The organism is Collimonas sp. NPDC087041 (assembly GCF_044745265.1).
Taxonomy (GTDB): Bacteria; Pseudomonadota; Gammaproteobacteria; order Burkholderiales; family Burkholderiaceae_D; genus Collimonas.
The window spans coordinates 315,550-336,338 of sequence record NZ_JBIUZX010000004.1 but is presented as its reverse complement, the minus strand read 5'-3'; the positions used below and the strand labels follow the sequence as shown (position 1 = coordinate 336,338).

Genomic DNA, 20,789 nt, shown 5'->3' with positions numbered 1-20,789 from the left:
TCTTTCCTCACCACATCCGCAGCATAAAACATCTAAAAAACATCCGATCAGTTTCCAGTCTTTTGGCGATGCTGTGAATTAGCGTCGAAGGCGTAGAATGTTGCTGCACGCAAACGAGAATTCAACGCCAGCCCACAAGGTTCGCGTTGAATTTTGTTATTGCGTAAACAATATCCAGTTCAAAGACAAAGGGGAATTGATGCAAGCTTCCATACGACGTATCTCGGCATGCGGATTGATGTTGACCATTGGCACAGGGCTGATGGGCTGCGATGTCGGAACCAAACCGAACAGCACTACCGCCACTCCAACGGCAGCAACAACTCCCGCACCGGCGCCATCGCCGTTCGCTCAAATCAGTTCCCTGCCTTACAACTTGCCGCCATTCGACAAGATCAAGGATTCCGATTTCGGTCCTGCGTTCGAACAGGCCATGGCCCAACAACGCCAGGAAGCGACGGCGATCGCCAGCAATCCCGCAGCGCCGACTTTCGATAATACGATTGTTGCGCTGGAGCGTTCCGGCCAGATGCTGACGCGCGTTTCGGATGTATTTTTCAATCTCACCGGTTCCAACACCAGCCCGGCACTGGATCAGGTTCAACAGGACGTGGCGCCAAAACTGGCGGCGCAGAATGATGCCATCCTGCTCGATCCGGCGCTGTTCGCTCGCGTCGATCAGCTTTATCAACAGCGCGCCAGCCTTGGCCTCGATCCGGAATCGCTGCGGCTGCTGGAACGCTATCACGTCAAATTCGTTCGTGCCGGCGCGCGCCTGAGCGCCGCCGACAAGGATCGCTTGCGCGCACTGAACCAGCAGATTTCCACGCTCACCACGCAGTTCCAGCAAACCCTGCTGAAGGCGAACAACAACGGTGCACTGGTGGTCGACCGCCTGGCTGACCTGGATGGCTTATCGCCGGAAAGAATTGCCGCCGCCGCGCAAGCCGCGAAGAGCCGCAACCTTGATGGCAAGTGGGTGATTCCTCTACAAAACACCACCGACCAGGCGGTGCTGGCACAACTCAAGAATCGCGCGCTGCGCGAACGCATCTACAAGGCTTCGATCAGCCGCGCCGACGGCGGCAGCGACGACAACGTCAGCACCGTCGCCCAGATCGTCAAGCTGCGTGCCGAACGCGCCGCGCTGCTCGGCTATCCCAACCATGCGGCGTATGTGCTGGAGGACGAAACCGCAGGCACGCCGGCGGCAGTCAACCGCATGCTGGCGCAACTGGCGCCTGCCGCCGCGGCGAATGCCCGCAAGGAAGCAGCCGCTATACAGAAACTGATCGATCGCCAGGCCAAGGCTACGCACACCAAGCCATTCAAGTTGCAGCCGTGGGACTGGGCGTTCTATGCCGAACAGGTGCGCAAGGCGCGCTACAACTTCGACGAAGCCCAGGTCAAGCCTTACTTCGAGTTGAACCACGTGCTGAAAGACGGCGTGTTCTACGCGGCGCATGAATTGTATGGCGTGACGTTCAAGGAACGCACCGACCTGCCGGTGTACCAGCAGGATGTGCGCGTGTTCGAAGTGTTCAACGCCGATGGCTCGCCGCTTGGCCTGTTCCTGTTCGATGGCTTCGCACGCGACAACAAGCAGGGCGGCGCCTGGATGAACAGCTATGTGTATCAGTCGCGCCTGTTCGGCACCAAGCCGGTGGTGTCGAACAATATCAATATTCCAAAGCCGCCTGCAGGCAAGCCGGTGCTGCTGACCTTCGACGAAGTCAACACCATGTTCCACGAGTTCGGGCATGCGTTGCACGGTTTGTTCTCGAACGTGCAGTATCCGATGTTCGCCGGCACCCAGGTACCGGAAGATTTCGTCGAATATCCGTCGCAGTTCAATGAAATGTGGTCGCATAATCCGCAGGTTCTTGCGCACTATGCCAAGCACTATAAAACCGGCAAGCCAATGCCGCGCGCACTGATGGAAAAAGTGCTGGCCGCGCACAAATTCAATGCCGGCTTCGAAACCTCAGAGTATCTGGCAGCAGCGATTCTCGACCAGGCCTGGCACCAGTTGCCGGCAGGGCAAACGCCGGCTCCCACCGAGGTGATGGAATTTGAAGCGCAGACCCTGCAGAAAGCCGGCGGTGAGGGATACGCGGTGCCGCCGCGCTATCACACGCAGTACTTCCAGCACATCTTCGCCAGCGGCTACTCGGCCGGCTACTACGCCTACATCTGGAGCGACGTGCTGGCCAAAGATACCGAACACTGGGTCAACACCCACGGCGGCCTCAAGCGCGCCAATGGCGACCTGTTGCGCGCCAAGATACTGTCACACGGCTTCAGCCAGGATCCGAGCACATTGTTCAAGGATTTCTACGGACGTGGTCCCGATGTCGGGCCGTTGCTGGAAGCGCGCGGTATGGCGGAAGCTGCCAAGACCCGGTAAAGGTTTTGAACGGGGATCAGCGCATGCTATCCCCGGTTTGTTGATGTTGTTGATTACCGATACGGAGCAGCCAGACTGCTCCGTTTTTTTGTCTGCTCGTATTGCGACAGCCGATAGAGCGGAATTACAGTGGTTCGAAAACTCCAGCCGTGCGATTCTTTTCGACCTTGTCCCACGCAAAAATCTTGCCGTTCATCGCCACATACACGCCAGGCGGCAGCACTTGCGCGACGCCGCAGGCAAAGCCGAAATTGAACAGGGCGTCGGAATTGTCGATCGCGTATGGAATCATGGCGCCGGTCAGCACGATGGTTTTGTCGAGCGTCGCTGGGCCCAGCACGGCGGCGGTATCGCGCATGGTGTCGGTGCCGTGGATGATCACGATCGCCTGTTCGCTGGCGTGCGAGCAGGATGCCAGCACGCGACGGCGATCGATGTCCTGCATGTCGAGTGAATCGAGCAGCGGCAATTCTTCCAGCGTTAGTTCCGTGGTGATCCGGGCACGCTGGATCACCTGCGGCAGATGGCTGGCGGCAAAGGTCAATTTACCGGCGATCTCATCGTAGTGTTTATCGAAGGTGCCGCCGGTAGCGATGATGCGTAAAGCCATGGTATTTCGTTTCCTTTTCTGCAATTAATGCCGGCCGCCTGTCACGGCGATGGTTTGCGCCGACGCCGCCCGAACAGTAAAAACAGTATAAATACCACGATCAGCGCCGCTACCGCCAGCCCCACCGGCAATAAAGTCAGCAACGGCGATACCGGTCCGCCCTGGCGCTGGGTCTTGACCAGTTCCGGCGTGATGGTCGGCGCGTCTGCGTGCCCATATTGCTTGAGGATGTAATTGGCCAGCGTTGCGATTTGGGCATCGTTCAAATGGTCGGCGAAACCGGGCATGAACGCCTCGCCATCCTTGCCGTGGCGCTGCACGCCGTTGAGGATCACCATCAACAGGTTGCCCGGATCGCGCGCGCCCACTACGCTGTTGCTGAACAGTGACGGGTAGTAGCCGCCGACCACGCCGCTGCCGCTGGCTGAATGGCAACTGGCGCAATTGCCGCTGAACAGTTCAGCGCCGCCGGATGCGTTGTTGCTGACCGATACCGCAGCAATGCAGCGCAAATCGGCGTCGTCGTCAGACGGCTGGCCCCATGCATAACGCGGCTTCTTGTCGGCTGCATCATTGATGGCCGGCACGCTGCGCAGATAAGTGACGATGGCTTTCAGGTCGTCATCGTTGAGGTACTGCAGGCTGTGTTCGACTGCTTCCGCCATGCCGCCGGCGGCCGAGGCCTTGCCGGGAACCAGGCCGGTTTTCAGATACTGGATCAACTCTTCGTCTTTCCAGCCGCCGACGCCGCTGACCGGATCAGGCGTGATGTTGAACGCGGTCCAGCCGCCCAACTGGGCGCCACCGAAGGCGCGCTTGCCATCGACACCCATGGTGACGTTACGCGGGGTGTGGCATTCCTGGCAATGCGCCAGCCCTTCGACCAGGTACATGCCGCGGTTCCACTCGGGACTCTTGGCGGTGTCGGGCTTCAATTCGCCCGGCTTGAAATTGAACAGGTTCCAGCCCGCCAGGACCCAACGCTGGTTGAGCGGGAAAGGCAATTTGTTTTCCGGGGTTTTCTGCTGTATCGGCGGCAGGCTGAATAGATAGGCCTTGATCGCCAACACATCGTCGCGCGACAGCTTGGTGAATGACGCATAGGGGAAGGCTGGGTACAAGTGCTTGCCTTCGTCGTCGATGCCTTCATGCAGCGCGCGGACGAAATCCTCGTCGCTCCAGTTACCGATGCCGGTTTCCTTGTCGGGCGTGATGTTGGGGCCGTAGATGGTGCCGAACGGCGTCGCCAGCGGATAGCCGCCGGCGAATGGTTTGGCCGGGTCCACCGTGTGGCAGGCGATGCAGTCGGCGGCCTTGGCGAGATACTCGCCGCGCTTGATCTGATCGGTGTTCGGACCGGGGCCGGGAGCAGGATTGGCGGAGTTGACGACATCGGCTGCATACACGCCGTGCACCATGCTGGTGATCACGGCCATGGCGCCGATCCAGCGGGAAAAGTGATGGCGAGCCGTCATAGCACTGTCCTCAAGGTATCGGCGATGCGCAGCGATAGCGCCGCAATCGTCAGGGTGCAATTCACCGTGCCGGCCACCGGCATCACCGCGCTGCTGGCGATGAACAGGTTCTCGTGGTCGTGCGAACGGCAATGGGCATCGACCACCGAATCGCGCGGATCGCCGCCCATGATGACGGCGCCCATGATGTGATTGTTCGGCGCGAAATCGTCTGCAAACTGAATTTCTGTACCGCCGAACAGTGCCGCGATGCTGGCGTAGGTCTGGTGCGTAAGGACCGCGCTTTTCTTGACGTAGTCGTCAATCGAGTAGGTGATCTCCGGCTGCGGGATGCCCAATGCATCGCGCTTGTCGGCGCTCGGCCGGATCCGGTTTTCCGGATTCGGCAAGATATCGTGGAAGCTGTTGATATTGACGGTACGCGCCGCACGACGGCGGATTTCCTGGTTCAGCTTGACGCCGACCAAGCCATTCTTCAACGCCGTTTGCGCAGCGTGATTGGTCTGCGCCATGTTATTCAGATGCAGCTTCTTGGCGGCGTATTCGGAGCGGAAAGCGCCATCGCGCATATCCACCACTGAAGTCATTTCGATCGAGCCACGGCCCGGCCACAAATCCTCGTTGGCGAGGAAGGTGACGCCGGTGCCGGGATGGTCCATCAGGTTACGGCCGACCTGGTCGGAACTGTTGCCGATACCGTTGGGATGCTTGTCGTCGGTCGAAATCAGCATCAGTTTCGGAATCTCGATACCGTTCGCCGCCAGCACGAAATACTTGCCGGTGACACGATGCGTAACGCCGTCCGGGTCCTTGTAATGCACCGCGCTGATGCGCTCCTTGGCGTCGACCTCGATGCGATAGACCACCGCTTCCGCCAGCACCTTGGCGCCGGCTTTCTCGGCCTTCTCGACGTGGATGATGCCGCTGTACATGGCGGCAATCGGGCAGATCGGCATGCAGTTGTTGTTGCCGCAGCAGTTCGGCCGCTGGTCGTAGGCGCGGCTGTTGCGCGCCACCGGTTCCGACACCACCTTATGGCCGGCGGCGTTGACCACGGCGCTGAAGCGCTGGTCGTTCCACGACAGCGGAAGGTGATCCATCGGATAGGGCTGTTTGCGCGGCGAGCCGAGATCGGTGCCGTCATTGGGACCGGATACCCCGAGCTCGACTTCGGCGCGGTAATAGTACGGCTCCAGTTCGTCGTAACCGATCGGCCAATCGCGGCCGACGCCGTACAAGGTTTTCATCTTGAAGTCGTTGGGCAGGAAGCGCCATGCTGCGGCAGCCCAGTGCCAGGTGGTGCCGCCTACCGCGCGGATGTATTGCGAATTGTATTTGTGCGTACCTTTGAGGATCAGGTAATTGTTTTCCGGCGTGTATTCCGGATGCGGCGCATATTTGGTGGACGGGTAGGGCACCATGAAATCGTCTTTGCTCGGCGTGTTCCGATAGTTTTCGACGATGCGCCAGCGCTCAATCCGCGGTCCGGCTTCCAGCACCAGCACCGATGCACCCGACAAGGCAAGTTGATGCGCAACCAGAGCGCCGGCGACGCCGGAACCGACGATCACGACATCGGCAGACAAGTTATCGGCCATGTTCAACCCCCCGCTTTCAAGACTGCCGGTTGTGTCACCCAATAACCGGGAGCGGCGCGACAATATGTCGGCACCACCACCGCATCGCGTACCTGGTCGAACATCAGCGCCGACTCGAATGAGACAACTTTTGCGCCGCCGGTTACGCCATCGTCGCCGACTACGCCGAGATACCAGGCGCTGATAATCCGATGCAATACCAGCGAGAGCGCGGAGTCGCTGCCGACTGCCGCCGCCAGGTTATCCACATCCTTGATCTGGTGATCAAGCGCGTATTGCCATAGCGCCGCGGCCTGCTTTTCAAACTCGATTGCCTGCGTGCTCAGTGCGGCATAGATTCTTGTACCCGTGCGGGGATTGAGTTTTTGCGTACCGGTCAATAACGCCGACAAAGCCAGGAAATTGGTTTGCTGCTGATTAGCTGGGTTTTGCGGAGGAGATGCGGATGCTGCGGGAGTGGAGGCTTGGGTTTGGGCGGATGCTTGTCGCATCCAGCGGGGCGTACTCAACAGCGCGAAACTGACGCCGGTCAACAATATGGCATTGCGCCTGCTGGCAGAGAACGCGCCGCCGTCTGGCACTGCATTGGGCGGATCGTCTTTCTTTTCACCTGCATTGTGTGGACGTTGCTTCATGTGGCTAGTCCTTTCTGCCTTGTGGATTGGCTGATTATACTAAGCAAAATGAATAGCTGCCTCGTGTTTTTACTTGCGCCCTGTCGTGCTCCACTATCTATGAAAACGCGGCGCAGCGGCTACACTGGTAACATTTGATTTCGACCTACGCAAATTTTAGAAGCACCGCACATGAAACCCATCGCACCCGGCACCGTTATTTTCCATCGCTATCGTGGCTATGGCGTGATCACCTCGGTCAACCTGTTGACCGGTTGGGTGGCTGCGCGCTTCGGCAGCGAAGTGCGGACGCTGGACCTGAACCTGTCATCCGACGAATTGCAGCATGCCGATGGTGAGCCGATCCTGTTTCGGCGCGCGCCGCCGGACCGCATGCCGCATGCGCGCTTGATGGCGCTGGTGCGGGAGCTGCATCGCGCCGGTTATCAGCGTTTGTATCTGTACAGTTGGCCCAAGCCGTCCGGACTGCATTGGCGCTGGCATCTGTTTTGCGGCCGCCGCAACTGGATGGAACGGCCGTGGCGCGAAGGCTGGTACGGCTCCGGCGCCGATTACAATTTCAATCCTATCCTCGGCTGGGGCGACCAGCCCGGCGCTTCTGTACCGGAACTGGCGAGCGCCCTGGCGCAATTCGATCCGCACGGCCTGGCGCAGGCATTGGGACGCGACGAGGATCACAGCAACTGGTTTGCCCGCATCTGCGACGCCTTGCTGCCCGATTATGCGTTCAGCCTCGGCTGGAGCGGCGGTGTATTGCCGCAAAGCCTGCCGGTGATCCCGGTACGCAAGAACGTGCCCGAGTACAGTGGGCCACCGCTGCCATGGCCGCCCGGTTGGAACGGCATGTGGCACGACACCACGCTGGCGGCGCCCGCCGCCAGGCTGAACAAGCTGATCCTGCCAAGCGGCGCCGACGACGATTGATTGATTAATTGAGCGCAGGGTGGGCATTGCATGCCGACCCGACGTTATTTTTTCAGCAGGGCGTTCGGGTTCAGGACGTTCTTCGGCGTACCGTTGGCAAAATCCACCAGGTTCTGGAACGCGGCGCGGAAGTACAGCTCGTAACTGTCTTTTTCCACATAACCCAGATGCGGCGATGCCAGCACATTCTCCATCTGCAACAGCGGCGAAGTAGGCGGCAACGGCTCTGTCTCATACACATCCAGCGCGGCATAGCCCGGCCGGCCTTGCTGCAATGCCGGCAACAGCGCATCGGTGGCGACCAGTTCGGCGCGGCTGGTATTGACGAAGATGGCGCTCGGCTTCATCAGCGCCAGGTCGCCGGCTTCTACGATGCCGCGTGTTGCGTCATTCAGGCGCAGATGCAATGTCAGCACATCGGCTTCAGCGAAAAATTGTTGTTTCGACTCGGCTGCCTGATAGCCGTCCTGCAGCGCCGCCGCGCGACTGGCATCGCGACCCCAGACCAGCACGCGCATGCCGAACGCCTTGCCATAGCCGGCAATCATGCGGCCGATTTTTCCATAACCCCAAATCGCCAGCGTACGGCCCTTGAGGACATTGCCGAGCACATTGTTTTGCGGCAGCGACGACACGGTTTGCCACTGGCCCTGCTGCAGGTTAGCGACATAGCGCGGAATGCGGCGGCTGGCAGCCATGATCAGCGCCCAGGTCAATTCGGCCGGTGCGGTCGGATCGCCGATGCCTTCGACGATGGCAATGCCGTTTTCAGTAGCCGCTTCCACATCGATATGGCCGCTGACCTTGCCGGTCTGCGAGATCACTTTTAAATTCGGTAATTTTTGCAGCAAAGCCTTTGAAAACGTGCTGCGCTCACGGATCAGCACCAGCGCGTCAAATTCGGCCAGCCGGATCGCCAACTGCCCGGTTCCGCGCGCAGAATTGTTGAACACTTTCACATCGTGGCCATCCAACATCTTGAAGCAATCGAGATGGCGGACGCTGTCTTGATAATCATCCAATACGGCAATTTTCATAGCGGTTTCCAAATCAGGAAATTAAAGAAAAAACACGGGAAAACGGCGAAAAACCGGGCTTTGCGTAATAAAGCAACGGCATCCGGAAAATGGAAAATACCTTACTACAAAGGTTGGTCATTTTCACTACAAATCGGGTGTACAATCGCCCCAATTTCCAGGATAACTTGTACAAAAGAGACAACATCAGCCTTGGTATGCGGCGTGTGCCTGCAGTAAAACCGAAGAGCGAACGCTGATCTAAGCCGGACCCATTATTTCATTTTCGCTGTCAGCGGTCATCCACTGATAGCGATAACAATCGAATCAGAACAAAGCCAGAATCGCCTGGCAATCCAGCAGCCCGAGCGCCGCGCGCCGCACTGGAATGAAAAAATTTCTTTATTGGTATTGGAGGTAGTTTTTCATGAATCAACCACTCATGGGCGGCATCGCCGCACTGAATGCACCCGCTTACGTCAAACAGCAAAAACTGATCAACTGGGTCGCCGAAGTTGCAGCACTGACCAAGCCCGAGCGGATCTACTGGTGCGATGGCTCGCAAGCCGAATACGATCGCCTGTGCGCTGAAATGGTGGCTGCCGGCACCATGAAAAAGCTGAACCAGGAAAAGCGTCCGAACAGCTACCTGGCCTGCTCCGATCCGTCCGACGTGGCGCGCGTAGAAGACCGCACTTTCATCTGTTCGGCCAACAAGGAAGACGCCGGCCCGACCAACAACTGGACCGATCCTGCCGAAATGCGCAACACGCTGCACGGCCTGTTCGATGGCTGCATGCAGGGTCGCACCATGTACGTGGTGCCGTTCTCGATGGGCCCGCTGGGCTCGCCGATTGCGCACATCGGCGTCGAACTGTCCGACTCGCCTTACGTCGCCGTCAACATGCGCATCATGACGCGCATGGGCAAAGCCGTGTATGACGTACTCGGTACCGACGGTGAATTCGTGCCGTGCGTGCACAGCGTCGGCGCACCGCTGGCGGCCGGCCAGAAAGATGTGGCCTGGCCTTGCAACCCAACCAAGTACATCGTCCATTATCCGGAAACCCGCGAAATCTGGTCCTACGGCTCCGGCTACGGCGGCAATGCGCTGCTCGGCAAGAAGTGTTTTGCGTTGCGGATCGCTTCGACCATGGGCCGCGATCAGGGCTGGCTGGCGGAACACATGCTGATCCTCGGCGTCGAATCGCCGGCAGGCAAGAAACATTACGTGGCCGCAGCGTTCCCGTCGGCTTGCGGCAAGACCAACTTCGCCATGCTGATCCCGCCGAAGGGTTTCGAAGGCTGGAAAGTCACCACCATTGGTGACGACATCGCCTGGATCAAACCCGGCGCCGATGGCCGCCTGTATGCGATCAACCCGGAAGCAGGTTATTTCGGCGTGGCGCCCGGCACCAACGACAAGACCAACCACAACTGCATGGCGTCGCTGCGTGAAAACACGATTTTCACCAACGTTGCATTGACCGACGACGGCGATGTCTGGTGGGAAGGCATGAGCAAGGAAGCGCCAGCGCATCTGATCGACTGGCAAGGCAAGGACTGGACTCCGGCGATCGCCAAGGAAACCGGCGCCAAGGCAGCCCATCCGAACGCCCGCTTCACCGTTGCAGCAACCCAGAATCCGGTGATCGATGCGGCTTGGGACGATCCGGCCGGCGTACCGATTTCGGCCTTCATTTTCGGCGGCCGCCGCTCCACCACCGTACCGCTGGTGACGGAAGCGCGCAACTGGGTCGAAGGCGTCTACATGGCCGCCACGATGGGTTCGGAAACCACAGCGGCCGCAGCCGGACAGCAAGGTATCGTGCGTCGCGATCCGTTCGCCATGCTGCCGTTCATCGGCTACAACATGAGCGACTACTTCCAGCATTGGCTGACGCTGGGCGAGAAGCTCAGCGCGCAAGGCGCCGCCGCATTGCCGAAAATTTACTGCGTCAACTGGTTCCGTACCGACGCCGACGGCAAGTTTGTCTGGCCTGGCTTCGGCGACAACATGCGCGTGCTGAAGTGGATGCTGGATCGCCTGGACGGCAAGAGCGGCGGCGTCGAGCATCTGTTCGGCGTGACTCCGCGCTTTGCCGACCTGACTTGGGAAGGCCTGGACTTCAGCGAGCAGCAATTCGACCACATCACGTCGATCGACAAGGCTGCCTGGAAAGCGGAAACAGCGCTGCACACCGAGCTGTTCGACAAGCTGAAGCATCATTTGCCACAGGAACTGGTGGCGGTGAAGCAAGCGCTGGAAAAGCAACTGGCCGACTAAACACCCGCGCCATGTCGCACCCGCGCTGAATGCGCAGCAAATAAAAACGCCCGCAGATTGCGGGCGTTTTTTATGCTACACGGCAAATCCAAGTGCGAACAAAAACGCGAACCAGGATACTTAAGGCAAAAAAATCCCCGCGGCCATTTCAGGCAACGGGGTTAATCCTTCCATCGCAGGAAAGAGGAGACGTCAGAAATACGGTGATGCAATACGGCGGACAAATACCGCGCATCCGCCTTGAGGCAACTTCTTACAGGCCGTTCAGACCCATCCAGGCCAACACGCGCGCGCCTTGCGCACGCAGCCATTGCATGACTGCAAAAGTCGGGAAACCGTCGTCATCGTGGTAGATATATTGGTGCATGTGGTAACTCCTTGTAGTTAATCGCGACCGGCCAGCAAACGCAATTCAGCAGCCAGGTTCGGCTGGCTGACGGCATGGTCGTTAGCCATGCGGCGCATCAATTGCTGTCCCATGAACTTACTGCGAGCAATTCGCTGATCCAGCGACTTGCGCGGTTTAATCAACATCAATGCTGCACGCAACAACCCCATCCAGAGCGGCTTGAAATAGACCATCAAGGTCGCCACCGCGCCCAGTCCAAGCACCGGCCGCAGCAAGTTCGCGGCTGCGGCCAACAAGGCCGACGCATCGAACAGGGCAACTTCAGCAGGGATGGCTAGGGCAAATATGGACATACAAATTACTTTTCATGGTGTTGTTGCATTGCAGTATATTCAATAGGAAGAAACCTATCCAATTCGCATTTTCGATATCAGTTATGTGTTGAGCGAATAATGGGAGGTATCCACTAACGATTCGTCGCATTGCACCGCTATCTTGTCGTATGCTGCATCTATGTTGAGCGGCGTCGTGCAGCGGTCATATTGCACTTAAGCAACCATTCGATATATCAGACATAATCAGGCTTGATATATGCTTTATGCGGCAATGCAATATTTCATTCCAACTTGAAATCTGTCATTGTGCTTTCATATAACAGATATAAAATCCATGAATATTGCTTTTAACCAAAGTAGTATTGCGATATCCCGTGTCCAGTCCAGAATAATTAACGAATAACCGACCATGAGTTTTCTAACGCTTGATTTGAATCTGCTGCGCGTCTTCGATGCGGTCATGACGGAGCAAAACCTGACGCGTGCGGCCAGCCGACTGGCCATGACGCAGCCGGCGGTTTCCAATGCCTTGAAGCGCCTGCGCGATACCCTCAACGATGAGCTACTGATCCGCACCGCGCACGGCGTCAAGCCGACCCAGCACGCGGAAGAGTTGTGGCCGGTAGTGCGACGCGCATTGACCGACCTGGAAACCGCGATCACGCCGGAAACCTTCGATGTCTCGCGCGCACACACCACTTTCCAGATGGCCATGGCGGATGCTACCGCCGCCTTGTGGCTGCCGGCGCTGGTGCGCACCATTGAGCGCGATGCTCCGCAATTGAACATCCGCATGGTGCCGCTGACCACGCGCGATCCGCGCCAGATGCTGTTGCGCGGCGACGTCGACCTGGCGGTCGGCTTCTTCCCGGGGGTTGCGGCGCAGCTGGCCGGCGGCCAGACCACCAGCGCTTCGCCTATCCATCATGAGCGGCTCTACACCGGCGAGTATGTGTGCGTGATGCACAAGAACCACCCGTTGGCCAACCAGGTGCTGACGCTGGACAATTACTGCGCGTCGCATCACTTGCTGGTCAGCTTCTCGGGCCGCGCCCATGGTTTGATCGATGAAACGCTGGCGGCGATGGGCCGTGAGCGGCGCATCCTGCTGACCGTCAACCAGTTCTTCACCGCCGGCCGCGTGGTTGCCAGTTCCGACCTGCTGACGGTATTGCCGCGTCACCTGATCGGCGCCACCGGCATGACCGATGTCCTGGTCGCACGCGAGTTGCCGTTCCCGACACCGGCGGTGCACGTCGACATGCTGTGGCATGAACGGGATGTGCGCAACCCGGCGCACAAATGGCTGCGCAGCCACCTGAGCGCGACAGCGCATGAGAAATTCAGTTTGATTGATCCGGAAGAAGAAGATTAATGTTTGCGGGACGACGGTAGGGTGGGCAAGCTTTTTTGCCCACGCATTGCTTGAATAAGCCGCGTGGACAACGTTGCGATACGCGTGGGCACAAGTGCCCCCCTACTGGGTGACATCGAAGTACGGTGGGCAGGACTTTCTGCCCACGTGTCCCCTCAATTCAACCCGCGTGTTTCACGCCCACCTCGCGCTGAAACTGCGACAACTGCCGATACTGCTGCTCCAGCAGTTGCGGAAGCGCTGCATAGATCGGCCACAAACGCGCATACAGCGCGACACTCTCCGGATTCGGCACATGCCGGTGCGTCGCTCCCACCATATCGGCGATCACTTCCAGCGAATCGATTTTTCCCAGCGCATACAAGCCAAGCACGGTCGCCCCCAGACAGGACGATTCGACGCTCTCCGGCACCACCACTTCGCGATTGAAGATATCGGCCATCATCTGCCGCCACAAGGCTGAACGGGCAAAGCCGCCGGTCGCCATCATGCGTTGGGTCGGGCCGATCAAATCCTCGACCGCCGGCAAGATGCTGTACAGGCTGAAAATCACGCCTTCCAGGGCGGCGCGAATCATGTGCTGCTTGCGGTGATGCATCGCCAGGCCGAAGAAGGAACCGCGCGCATCGGCGTTCCACAACGGCGCGCGCTCGCCGGCCAGATAAGGATGGAACAACAAGCCTTCAGAGCCGGCCGGCACCGTTTCGGCAATGCTGGTCAAGGCTTCGTAAGGGTCCAGTCCGGCGTCCCTGGCGGCGGCCGCTTCGGCTGTCGCCAGTTCATCGCGCACCCAGCGGAAGATGCTGCCGCCGTTGTTGGTCGGGCCGCCGACCACCCAGTGCTTGTCAGTCAGCGCATAGCAGAAGGTGCGGCCGGACGGATCGGTCATTGGCTTGTCGATCACGGTGCGCATCGCGCCGGAGGTGCCGATGGTGACCGCCACCTGGCCTGGGCCAATGGCGTTGACGCCGAGGTTGGACAGCACGCCGTCATTGGCGCCGATGACAAACGGTGTAGTCGGCAACAGGCCGAGTTGCTGTGCCACGGCAGGTTCCAGGCCGCTGAGGTGGTGCGTGGTCGGCACCAGTTGCGAAAGCTGATTCGCGTTGATACCGAGCAGCTCCAGCGCGCCACGGTCCCAATCCAGTTGCTGCAGGTTGAACAGGCCGGTTGCGGATGCGATCGAGTGATCGACCAGCCAACTGCCGAACAGCCGATAGAAAACGTATTCCTTCATGCCGACGAAGCGTGCGGTGCGGGCGAACAGTTCGGGCTGGTCGTGGCGTAGCCACATGATCTTGCACAGCGGCGACATCGGATGAATCGGCGTGCCGGTACGCAGGTAGATCGCGCGCCCGTCCATCTCGTCGCGGATACGGTTAGACCATTCGCCGGCGCGACTATCGGCCCAGGTAATGCTGTTACTCAGCAAATTACCTTCCCTGTCGACCGCGATCACGCTATGCATGGCGGCGCTGAAAGACACCAAGGTGATTTGTTCTGCGGCAGCCTTGCCATTGCTGACCGCCTGGCGAATCGCTTCGAGAACCGCGGCGTAAATCTGCAACGGATCCTGTTCCGCCATGCCGGGGCTGGTGCACATCAGCGGATATTCCACCGCGTGCTGCGCCACCACTTTTCCCTGGGTTGTGAACAGCACCGCCTTGGTGCTAGTGGTGCCGATGTCTACGCCAAGCATGTATTCTGGCTGGTGATGCATGAACTACCTCGTGATCTGTTGAACGTGCCGCATGGCTGCGGCAATCGTAGCCGGGCTTGGCCGCCTAAGCCTGTTAATTGTAATACTTGTGGGCGGCTGGGATGATACACCACGTGATAGCGCTAACATTACCCACGCCCGCAAAAATCGCAGGTAACAATACAACCATGAGTAGTATCATTTCCCTAGGGAAATCTTCCGCAATGCGACATGTTTGGGCGTAATATCGTTAAGGCTAGTTAAAGCAACAAGATCCCGCCGTCGACTGAAATACAACATCAGCCGGTGAACATACTAAAGGGTGCGCGCTACTGGCAAAATAGCGAGTGCCAAGAAGACAATACGTTAATCACTGTCACCCACCATGAATACTCCGTTCCCGGAATTGAAACCACAACGTCATAGCCGTGCCAGCGGCAGGGTAACAATCGTCGATGTCGCACGGTTGGCCAAGGTCAGCCCGATGACCGTCTCGCGTGCACTGAAGACGCCGGCGCTGGTGCAGCTGGGCGCGCGCGAACGGATTGCGGCGGCGATCAAGCAACTCGGCTACGTGCCCAACCAGGCCGCCAGCACCTTGGCCTCGGCCAAGTCGCAAGTGATTGGCGTCATCGTGCCGTCGCTAAGCAACTCGGTATTCGTGGAAACCCTGACCGGCATTCGTGACAGTCTCAACCAGCACGGCTACAAATTCCTGATCGGCGAAAGCGGCTATTCGCAGGAACGGGAAAGCCAGCTGATCAGCACTTACCTGGCGCATGCGCCGGACGGCTTTCTGCTGAGCGGCATCGAACAGCAGGAATCGCTGCGCGAACAACTGGCCACCAACAATGTGCCGGCCGTGCGCATGTTTGACCTTGGCATCAGTCGCGACGATGTGACGGTCGGCTTTTCGCATGAAGAGGCGGGTTACAGCATTGCCCGCCATCTGATCGAGCGCGGCTACCACCAGCCCGGCTTTCTCGGCGCCCAGCTGGATCCGCGCATGATGAAGCGCCGCCACGGCTTTCGCAAAGCGCTGTCCGAAGCCGGCATCAATCCCAATGTCGAAGTGCTGACGCCGGCGTCGTCAACGGTTGAACTCGGCACCCAGATGCTGGGCCAGATACTGCAACAGACTCCCGATTGCGACGCCGTGTTCTGCTGCAATGACGATCTGGCGCTGGGCGTGCTGTTCGAGTGCCAGCGGCGCGGCCTGTCGGTTCCCAGCCAGATGGCGATAGCCGGTTTCAACGATCTGCCTTGGTCGGCATTCGCCAATCCCGGCATCACCACCATCGTCACGCCACGCTACCAGATCGGCTTTACCGCGGCTCAGCAGTTGATCAAGATATTGCGACGCGAACCGATAGACAATCCGCATATCGACCTCGGTTTCGAGTTGGCGATCCGGCATAGCACCTGAGTACCGAGTCCCTGGCTTCATAAAAAACCGCCCTGTCCGGAAGCGCCGGGCAGGGCGGTTTTTTATGTACGACAATAGCGCGAACGCTTATCGAATCGGCAATTTGGTAGTGTGTTTGACCTCTTCCATCACCGCGTAAGTATGTGTTTCGCGCACTCCCTTCAGTTGCAGCAGCGATTTGCCGAGAAACTCGCGATAGGCGTTCATGTCCTTGACACGCGCCTTGACCAGGTAATCGAAACCACCGGCCACCATGTGGCACTCCAGCACTTCCGGAATGATCTGCACGCTCTGGCTGAACGCGTCGAAGACTTCCGGCGTAGTGCGGTCCAGCACGACCTCGATAAACACCAATAGCGCCACATCGAGCAGCTGCGGATTGAGCTGGGCGCTGTAGTGGAGGATATAACCGGCTTCCTGCAACTTGCGCACCCGCTCCAGGCACGCCGCGGGTGACAAGTTGACGCGGGCCGACAGATCGACGTTGCTGATACGGCCGTCGTTCTGCAACTCCGCCAAAATTTTCTTACTGATCTTGTCAAGCATGGGCTGTTTTCTGAAAAATTTTATTCGGTTAAATTTTCTCACCAATAACAAAATTTTGATAGCAGCCATTATTACCAGAATTAATCCATGCCGATGCCGCCTACAATCGAACAACTTGGTTTTCAACAAGAGCCAACATAAATCGCCTGACACAACGTCAGCAAGCAATTCTGCAGCCGAACGGCAATGTTGCAATTCCCGCAAGATGCATCGCAGGGAGCGTCAGCATTGTCATTCGGCGGCGGCGCTTGCGGGCGTGTTTGCAAGCAGCAGCCAATCGACACAATAAATACCCTTACCGAGACAATCGCCATGCCGCCGCTACAGCCGTCATCCCAGCCATCCAGTAGTTCCAGCCCCTCAATCATGCCCAGTCCGTTTGCCGCTTTCCACGATGAAGTCATGCGCGACCCGACACCATTGCGCGCCGCCATCACTGCCGCCTATCGGCGCGATGAAACGCTTGCGGTCCAATGGTTGCTGTCGCAGATAGAAAACAGCCCGAGCGCCCATGCCGCCAGCCAGACGCTGGCGCGCAAGCTGGTGCAGGCGGTGCGCGAGAAGCGCACCCGTGCATCCGGCGTCGATGCCTTGATGCATGAATTTTCGCTGTCGTCGGAAGAGGGCGTGGCGTTGATGTGCCTGGCCGAAGCGCTGCTGCGGATTCCGGATCACCAGACCGCCGACCGCCTGATCGCCGACAAGATCAGCAAGGGCGACTGGCGCAGCCACCTGGGCGAATCGCCGTCGCTGTTCGTCAATGCCGCAACCTGGGGTTTGCTGATCACCGGCAAGCTGGTCAGCACCAACAGCGAAAGCGGTTTGGGCTCGGCCCTGACCAAATTGATCGGCAAGGGCGGCGAACCGCTGATCCGCAAGGGCGTCGATGTGGCGATGCGCATGCTGGGCAATCAGTTCGTGACCGGCCAGACGATTGCTGAAGCACTCGACAACAGCCGCGACAATGAAAAGCGCGGCTACCGCTATTCCTATGACATGCTGGGCGAAGCGGCGCTGACCGAAGAAGATGCCGCCGCATATTACCGCTCGTATGAAGAAGCGATCCACGCCATCGGCCGCGCTTCGGCGGGACGCGGCATCAAACAGGGGCCGGGCATCTCGGTCAAGCTGTCGGCATTGCATCCGCGCTATTCGCGCGCGCAGCGCCAACGCACGATGGAACAACTGCTGCCGCGCCTGAAGCAATTGCTGCTGCTGGCCAAGCAATACAACATCGGTCTCAACATCGACGCCGAAGAAGCCGACCGCCTGGAATTGTCGCTCGATCTGATGGAAGCGCTGGCGTTCGATGTCGAGCTGGCCGGCTTCGACGGCATCGGCTTCGTGGTGCAGGGTTACCAGAAGCGCTGTCCTTTCGTGATCGATTACCTGGCCGACCTGGCGCGCCGCAGCGGCCGCAAGTTCATGGTACGGCTGGTCAAGGGCGCTTATTGGGATTCCGAAATCAAGCGCGCGCAAGTCGACGGCATGCCAGGTTTCCCGGTCTATACGCGCAAGGTGTACACCGATGTGTCCTACCTGACCTGCGCCCAAAAACTGCTGGCCTCGACCGACGTCATCTATCCGCAATTCGCGACGCATAACGCGCATACGCTGGCGACCATCTACAGCTGGGCAAAAGAAAAGAACATCACCGATTATGAATTTCAGTGCCTGCACGGCATGGGTGAAACGCTGTACGACCAGGTGGTCGGCAAGGACATGCTGGACAAGCCGTGCCGCATTTACGCGCCGGTCGGTTCACACCAGACTCTGCTCGCCTACCTGGTGCGGCGTCTGCTGGAAAACGGCGCCAACTCGTCGTTCGTCAACCAGATCGTCGATGAAAACGTATCGATCGATGCGCTGATTGCCGATCCATTGCAAACCGCCCAGCAACTCGGCGGCGAGCCGCATCCGCACATTGCGCTGCCGGCTGCGATGTATGGCGCCGAGCGCAAGAATTCCGCCGGCCTCGATCTCAGCAATGAAGAAGTCTTGCGCCAGGTCGACATCGCCTTCGAAACACTAGGCAAGCAGCAATGGCAGGTCACGCCATTGCTGGCGGAGCCGCATGTTTACGACCGAACACCACGGCCTGTGCTGAACCCGGCCGATCATCGCGATGTGGTCGGCAGCGTGGTTGAAGCAACGACCGCGGATGTCGACAATGCCTTGCACGCCGCCACTACGTACGCGATGGATTGGCAAACCCTGCCGCCGGTAGAACGTGCCGAGAAACTGGAGCGCGCCGCAGCGCTGTTTGAAGTGCAGCAGCTGGAACTGATTTCGCTGGCGATCCGCGAAGCCGGCAAATCGCTGCCGAACGCCATCGCCGAAGTGCGCGAAGCCGTCGATTTCCTGCGCTATTACGCCGCACAAATCCGCCACACCCAGAACGCGCTGGCGCTGGGTCCGGTGGTCTGCATCAGTCCGTGGAATTTTCCGTTGGCGATCTTTGTCGGTGAAGTCAGCGCTGCGCTGGCAGCCGGCAATGTGGTGTTGGCCAAGCCGGCCGAACAAACCCCGCTGATCGCGGCGCGTGCGGTGCAATTGCTGCATGAAGCCGGCGTGCCGCGCGCGGCATTGCAATTCCTGCCGGGCCAGGGCGAGACCGTCGGCGCTACGCTGACCGGCGATCCGCGCGTCAAGGGTGTGATCTTCACCGGCTCGACCGAAGTCGCGCAATTGATCAACCGTACGTTGGCCAAGCGTTCGTTGGAAGAATCGGTAGACCTGCCACTGATCGCTGAAACCGGCGGTCAGAACGCCTTGATCGTCGACTCCAGCGCGTTGCCGGAACAAGTGGTGCAGGACGTGCTGAATTCAGCATTCGACAGCGCCGGCCAGCGTTGCTCGGCGTTGCGCGTGCTGTGCCTGCAGAATGATATCGCCGACCGCACGCTACACATGCTGAAGGGCGCAATGCAGGAACTGCGGATCGGCAATCCGGATCGCCTGGCGACCGATATCGGCCCGGTGATCGACGCCGAGGCGCAAGGCAATCTGCTGGCCCACATCGAAAAAATGCGCGGCACGGCCAAGGATTTCTACCAACTGCCGCTGCCGGAAGAACAGCGCAACGGCACGTTCGTGGCGCCGACGCTGATCGAGATCGGTTCGCTGTCCGAGTTGAAGCGCGAAGTGTTCGGCCCGGTCTTGCACGTGCTGCGTTATGCCCGCAATACGCTGCCGCAACTGGTCGACGCCATCAACGCCACCGGTTACGGCCTGACCCTCGGCATCCACTCGCGCATCGATGAAACCATCGACTTCATCGTCAGCCATGCCCATGTCGGCAACATTTACGTCAACCGCAATATCGTCGGCGCGGTAGTCGGCGTGCAACCGTTCGGCGGCGAAGGCAAATCGGGAACCGGCCCCAAAGCCGGCGGCCCGCTGTACCTGAAGCGCCTGCAGCGCAATCCGATCGTCTCGCTGGGCGCGCACACGATCCATGCGCCTAACGCCGAAGTCGACACGCCGGTGCTGCAAGCCCTGTTGGGCTGGGCCCGTACCCATGGCCACCAGCGCATTGCCGGGCTCGGCGAAGAGTACTTGCACGCCAGCTGGCTCGGTACTTCGCTGGTGCTGCCAGGCCCGACCGGTGAGCGCAACAGCCTGTCGTTTGCACCGCGTGGCGCGATCCTGTGCAGTGCAGACAATGTCGGCGCCATGCTGAATCAACTGGCTGCGGTTTTTGCCACCGGTAATTTCCCTGTGGTTGAAAAAGCCTCGGCTGCGATGATTCCTCAAGGCTTGCCGAAAGCGGTGCATGCGGCGATTCGATTGGTCGATGGCGTCGATGCCGACAGTATCGGCGTAGCGCTGCATCTGGCGCTGGTCGACGGCGCCGGCACCGCGCGCTTGAGGCCCTTGCTGGCTGCGCTTGGCGAGCGGACTGGCGCATTGGTGCCGCTACTGGAAACATCAGAGTACGCATCAATTCCGTTGTGGCGTTTGCTGGCGGAACGGGCTGTATGTGTCAACACGACAGCGGCCGGTGGCAATGCCAGCCTGATGACCTTGCAGGTTTGATTTTCGCGGCAGCGACGCCCTTGCTGCAAGAATGAAAAAGCTGGCTGAACGTGAGTTCAGCCAGCTTTT

Annotated in this window: 14 protein-coding genes; 6 read left to right on the top strand and 8 right to left on the bottom strand. The window is 59.2% G+C overall.

Annotation, left to right across the window (positions count from 1 at the left end):
* Nucleotides 1-199 precede the first annotated feature (199 nt).
* A complete protein-coding gene (locus ACIPF8_RS09830; protein ID WP_400420205.1) occupies nucleotides 200-2,407 on the top strand; it encodes a M3 family metallopeptidase in 2,208 nt (735 codons plus the stop codon).
* Nucleotides 2,408-2,531: 124 nt separating this feature from the next.
* Here the strand turns inward: ACIPF8_RS09830 and ACIPF8_RS09825 are convergent, their stop codons facing one another.
* Genes ACIPF8_RS09825 through ACIPF8_RS09810 form a run of 4 tightly spaced genes read right to left on the bottom strand, consistent with a single transcriptional unit; the run spans nucleotide 2,532 to nucleotide 6,725 of the window.
* The gene (locus ACIPF8_RS09825; protein ID WP_400420203.1) at nucleotides 2,532-3,017 is read right to left on the bottom strand and encodes an asparaginase domain-containing protein; all 486 of its coding nucleotides are present in this window, start codon (nucleotides 3,015-3,017) and stop codon (nucleotides 2,532-2,534) included.
* 41 nt (nucleotides 3,018-3,058) lie between these two features.
* Nucleotides 3,059-4,492, bottom strand: a complete 1,434-nt coding sequence (locus ACIPF8_RS09820; protein ID WP_400420201.1) for a c-type cytochrome — start codon at nucleotides 4,490-4,492, stop codon at nucleotides 3,059-3,061.
* Entirely contained in the window at nucleotides 4,489-6,090 is a 1,602-nt protein-coding gene (locus tag ACIPF8_RS09815) for a GMC family oxidoreductase (protein ID WP_400420198.1), read from the bottom strand. The genes ACIPF8_RS09820 and ACIPF8_RS09815 overlap by 4 nt, the downstream gene beginning before the upstream one ends.
* Before the next feature lie 2 nt (nucleotides 6,091-6,092).
* Nucleotides 6,093-6,725 carry a sorbitol dehydrogenase family protein gene (locus ACIPF8_RS09810; RefSeq protein ID WP_400420195.1) on the bottom strand — a complete coding sequence of 211 codons (633 nt, stop codon included), beginning with the start codon at nucleotides 6,723-6,725 and terminating at the stop codon, nucleotides 6,093-6,095.
* Nucleotides 6,726-6,896: 171 nt separating this feature from the next.
* Between ACIPF8_RS09810 and ACIPF8_RS09805 the strand changes: the two genes are divergently transcribed.
* Nucleotides 6,897-7,649, top strand: a complete 753-nt coding sequence (locus ACIPF8_RS09805) for an L-asparaginase (RefSeq protein WP_400420192.1) — start codon at nucleotides 6,897-6,899, stop codon at nucleotides 7,647-7,649.
* A 44-nt stretch (nucleotides 7,650-7,693) separates the two neighbouring features.
* On the opposite strand, the gene ACIPF8_RS09800 is transcribed toward ACIPF8_RS09805, so the two are convergent.
* Entirely contained in the window at nucleotides 7,694-8,686 is a 993-nt protein-coding gene (locus tag ACIPF8_RS09800) for a D-2-hydroxyacid dehydrogenase family protein (protein ID WP_400420189.1), read from the bottom strand.
* 406 nt (nucleotides 8,687-9,092) lie between these two features.
* On the opposite strand from ACIPF8_RS09800, the gene ACIPF8_RS09795 reads away from it, so the two are divergent.
* A complete protein-coding gene (locus ACIPF8_RS09795) occupies nucleotides 9,093-10,952 on the top strand; it encodes a phosphoenolpyruvate carboxykinase (GTP) (RefSeq protein ID WP_400420186.1) in 1,860 nt (619 codons plus the stop codon).
* A gap of 384 nt (nucleotides 10,953-11,336) precedes the next feature.
* Here the strand turns inward: ACIPF8_RS09795 and ACIPF8_RS09790 are convergent, their stop codons facing one another.
* Entirely contained in the window at nucleotides 11,337-11,654 is a 318-nt protein-coding gene (locus ACIPF8_RS09790; RefSeq protein ID WP_400420184.1) for a hypothetical protein, read from the bottom strand.
* Nucleotides 11,655-12,045: 391 nt separating this feature from the next.
* Between ACIPF8_RS09790 and ACIPF8_RS09785 the strand changes: the two genes are divergently transcribed.
* Entirely contained in the window at nucleotides 12,046-13,011 is a 966-nt protein-coding gene (locus ACIPF8_RS09785; protein ID WP_400420182.1) for a LysR family transcriptional regulator, read from the top strand.
* A gap of 160 nt (nucleotides 13,012-13,171) precedes the next feature.
* On the opposite strand, the gene gntK is transcribed toward ACIPF8_RS09785, so the two are convergent.
* Nucleotides 13,172-14,731 (bottom strand): gluconokinase, encoded by a 1,560-nt coding sequence (gene gntK, locus ACIPF8_RS09780; RefSeq protein ID WP_400420179.1) that lies wholly within the window; start codon nucleotides 14,729-14,731, stop codon nucleotides 13,172-13,174.
* A gap of 364 nt (nucleotides 14,732-15,095) precedes the next feature.
* On the opposite strand from gntK, the gene ACIPF8_RS09775 reads away from it, so the two are divergent.
* Nucleotides 15,096-16,136, top strand: coding sequence for a LacI family DNA-binding transcriptional regulator (locus ACIPF8_RS09775; RefSeq protein ID WP_400420176.1), 1,041 nt, complete (start codon nucleotides 15,096-15,098; stop codon nucleotides 16,134-16,136).
* An 87-nt stretch (nucleotides 16,137-16,223) separates the two neighbouring features.
* Here the strand turns inward: ACIPF8_RS09775 and ACIPF8_RS09770 are convergent, their stop codons facing one another.
* A complete protein-coding gene (locus ACIPF8_RS09770; protein WP_061535053.1) occupies nucleotides 16,224-16,682 on the bottom strand; it encodes an Lrp/AsnC ligand binding domain-containing protein in 459 nt (152 codons plus the stop codon).
* Between the two features lie 312 nt (nucleotides 16,683-16,994).
* Between ACIPF8_RS09770 and putA the strand changes: the two genes are divergently transcribed.
* On the top strand, nucleotides 16,995-20,720 hold the full coding sequence (putA, locus tag ACIPF8_RS09765; RefSeq protein WP_400420172.1) for a trifunctional transcriptional regulator/proline dehydrogenase/L-glutamate gamma-semialdehyde dehydrogenase: 3,726 nt from the start codon (nucleotides 16,995-16,997) through the stop codon (nucleotides 20,718-20,720).
* The last annotated feature ends 69 nt before the right edge of the window (nucleotides 20,721-20,789 follow it).

Bases quoted from the DNA above. Each gene is read 5' to 3' on its own strand.
- ACIPF8_RS09830 (WP_400420205.1), top strand. From the start codon at position 200: ATGCAAGCTTCCATACGACGTATCTCGGCATGCGGATTGATGTTGACC.
- ACIPF8_RS09825 (WP_400420203.1), bottom strand. From the start codon at position 3,017: ATGGCTTTACGCATCATCGCTACCGGCGGCACCTTCGATAAACACTAC.
- ACIPF8_RS09820 (WP_400420201.1), bottom strand. From the start codon at position 4,492: ATGACGGCTCGCCATCACTTTTCCCGCTGGATCGGCGCCATGGCCGTG.
- ACIPF8_RS09815 (WP_400420198.1), bottom strand. From the start codon at position 6,090: ATGGCCGATAACTTGTCTGCCGATGTCGTGATCGTCGGTTCCGGCGTC.
- ACIPF8_RS09810 (WP_400420195.1), bottom strand. From the start codon at position 6,725: ATGAAGCAACGTCCACACAATGCAGGTGAAAAGAAAGACGATCCGCCC.
- ACIPF8_RS09805 (WP_400420192.1), top strand. From the start codon at position 6,897: ATGAAACCCATCGCACCCGGCACCGTTATTTTCCATCGCTATCGTGGC.
- ACIPF8_RS09800 (WP_400420189.1), bottom strand. From the start codon at position 8,686: ATGAAAATTGCCGTATTGGATGATTATCAAGACAGCGTCCGCCATCTC.
- ACIPF8_RS09795 (WP_400420186.1), top strand. From the start codon at position 9,093: ATGAATCAACCACTCATGGGCGGCATCGCCGCACTGAATGCACCCGCT.
- ACIPF8_RS09790 (WP_400420184.1), bottom strand. From the start codon at position 11,654: ATGTCCATATTTGCCCTAGCCATCCCTGCTGAAGTTGCCCTGTTCGAT.
- ACIPF8_RS09785 (WP_400420182.1), top strand. From the start codon at position 12,046: ATGAGTTTTCTAACGCTTGATTTGAATCTGCTGCGCGTCTTCGATGCG.
- gntK (WP_400420179.1), bottom strand. From the start codon at position 14,731: ATGCATCACCAGCCAGAATACATGCTTGGCGTAGACATCGGCACCACT.
- ACIPF8_RS09775 (WP_400420176.1), top strand. From the start codon at position 15,096: ATGAATACTCCGTTCCCGGAATTGAAACCACAACGTCATAGCCGTGCC.
- ACIPF8_RS09770 (WP_061535053.1), bottom strand. From the start codon at position 16,682: ATGCTTGACAAGATCAGTAAGAAAATTTTGGCGGAGTTGCAGAACGAC.
- putA (WP_400420172.1), top strand. From the start codon at position 16,995: ATGCCGCCGCTACAGCCGTCATCCCAGCCATCCAGTAGTTCCAGCCCC.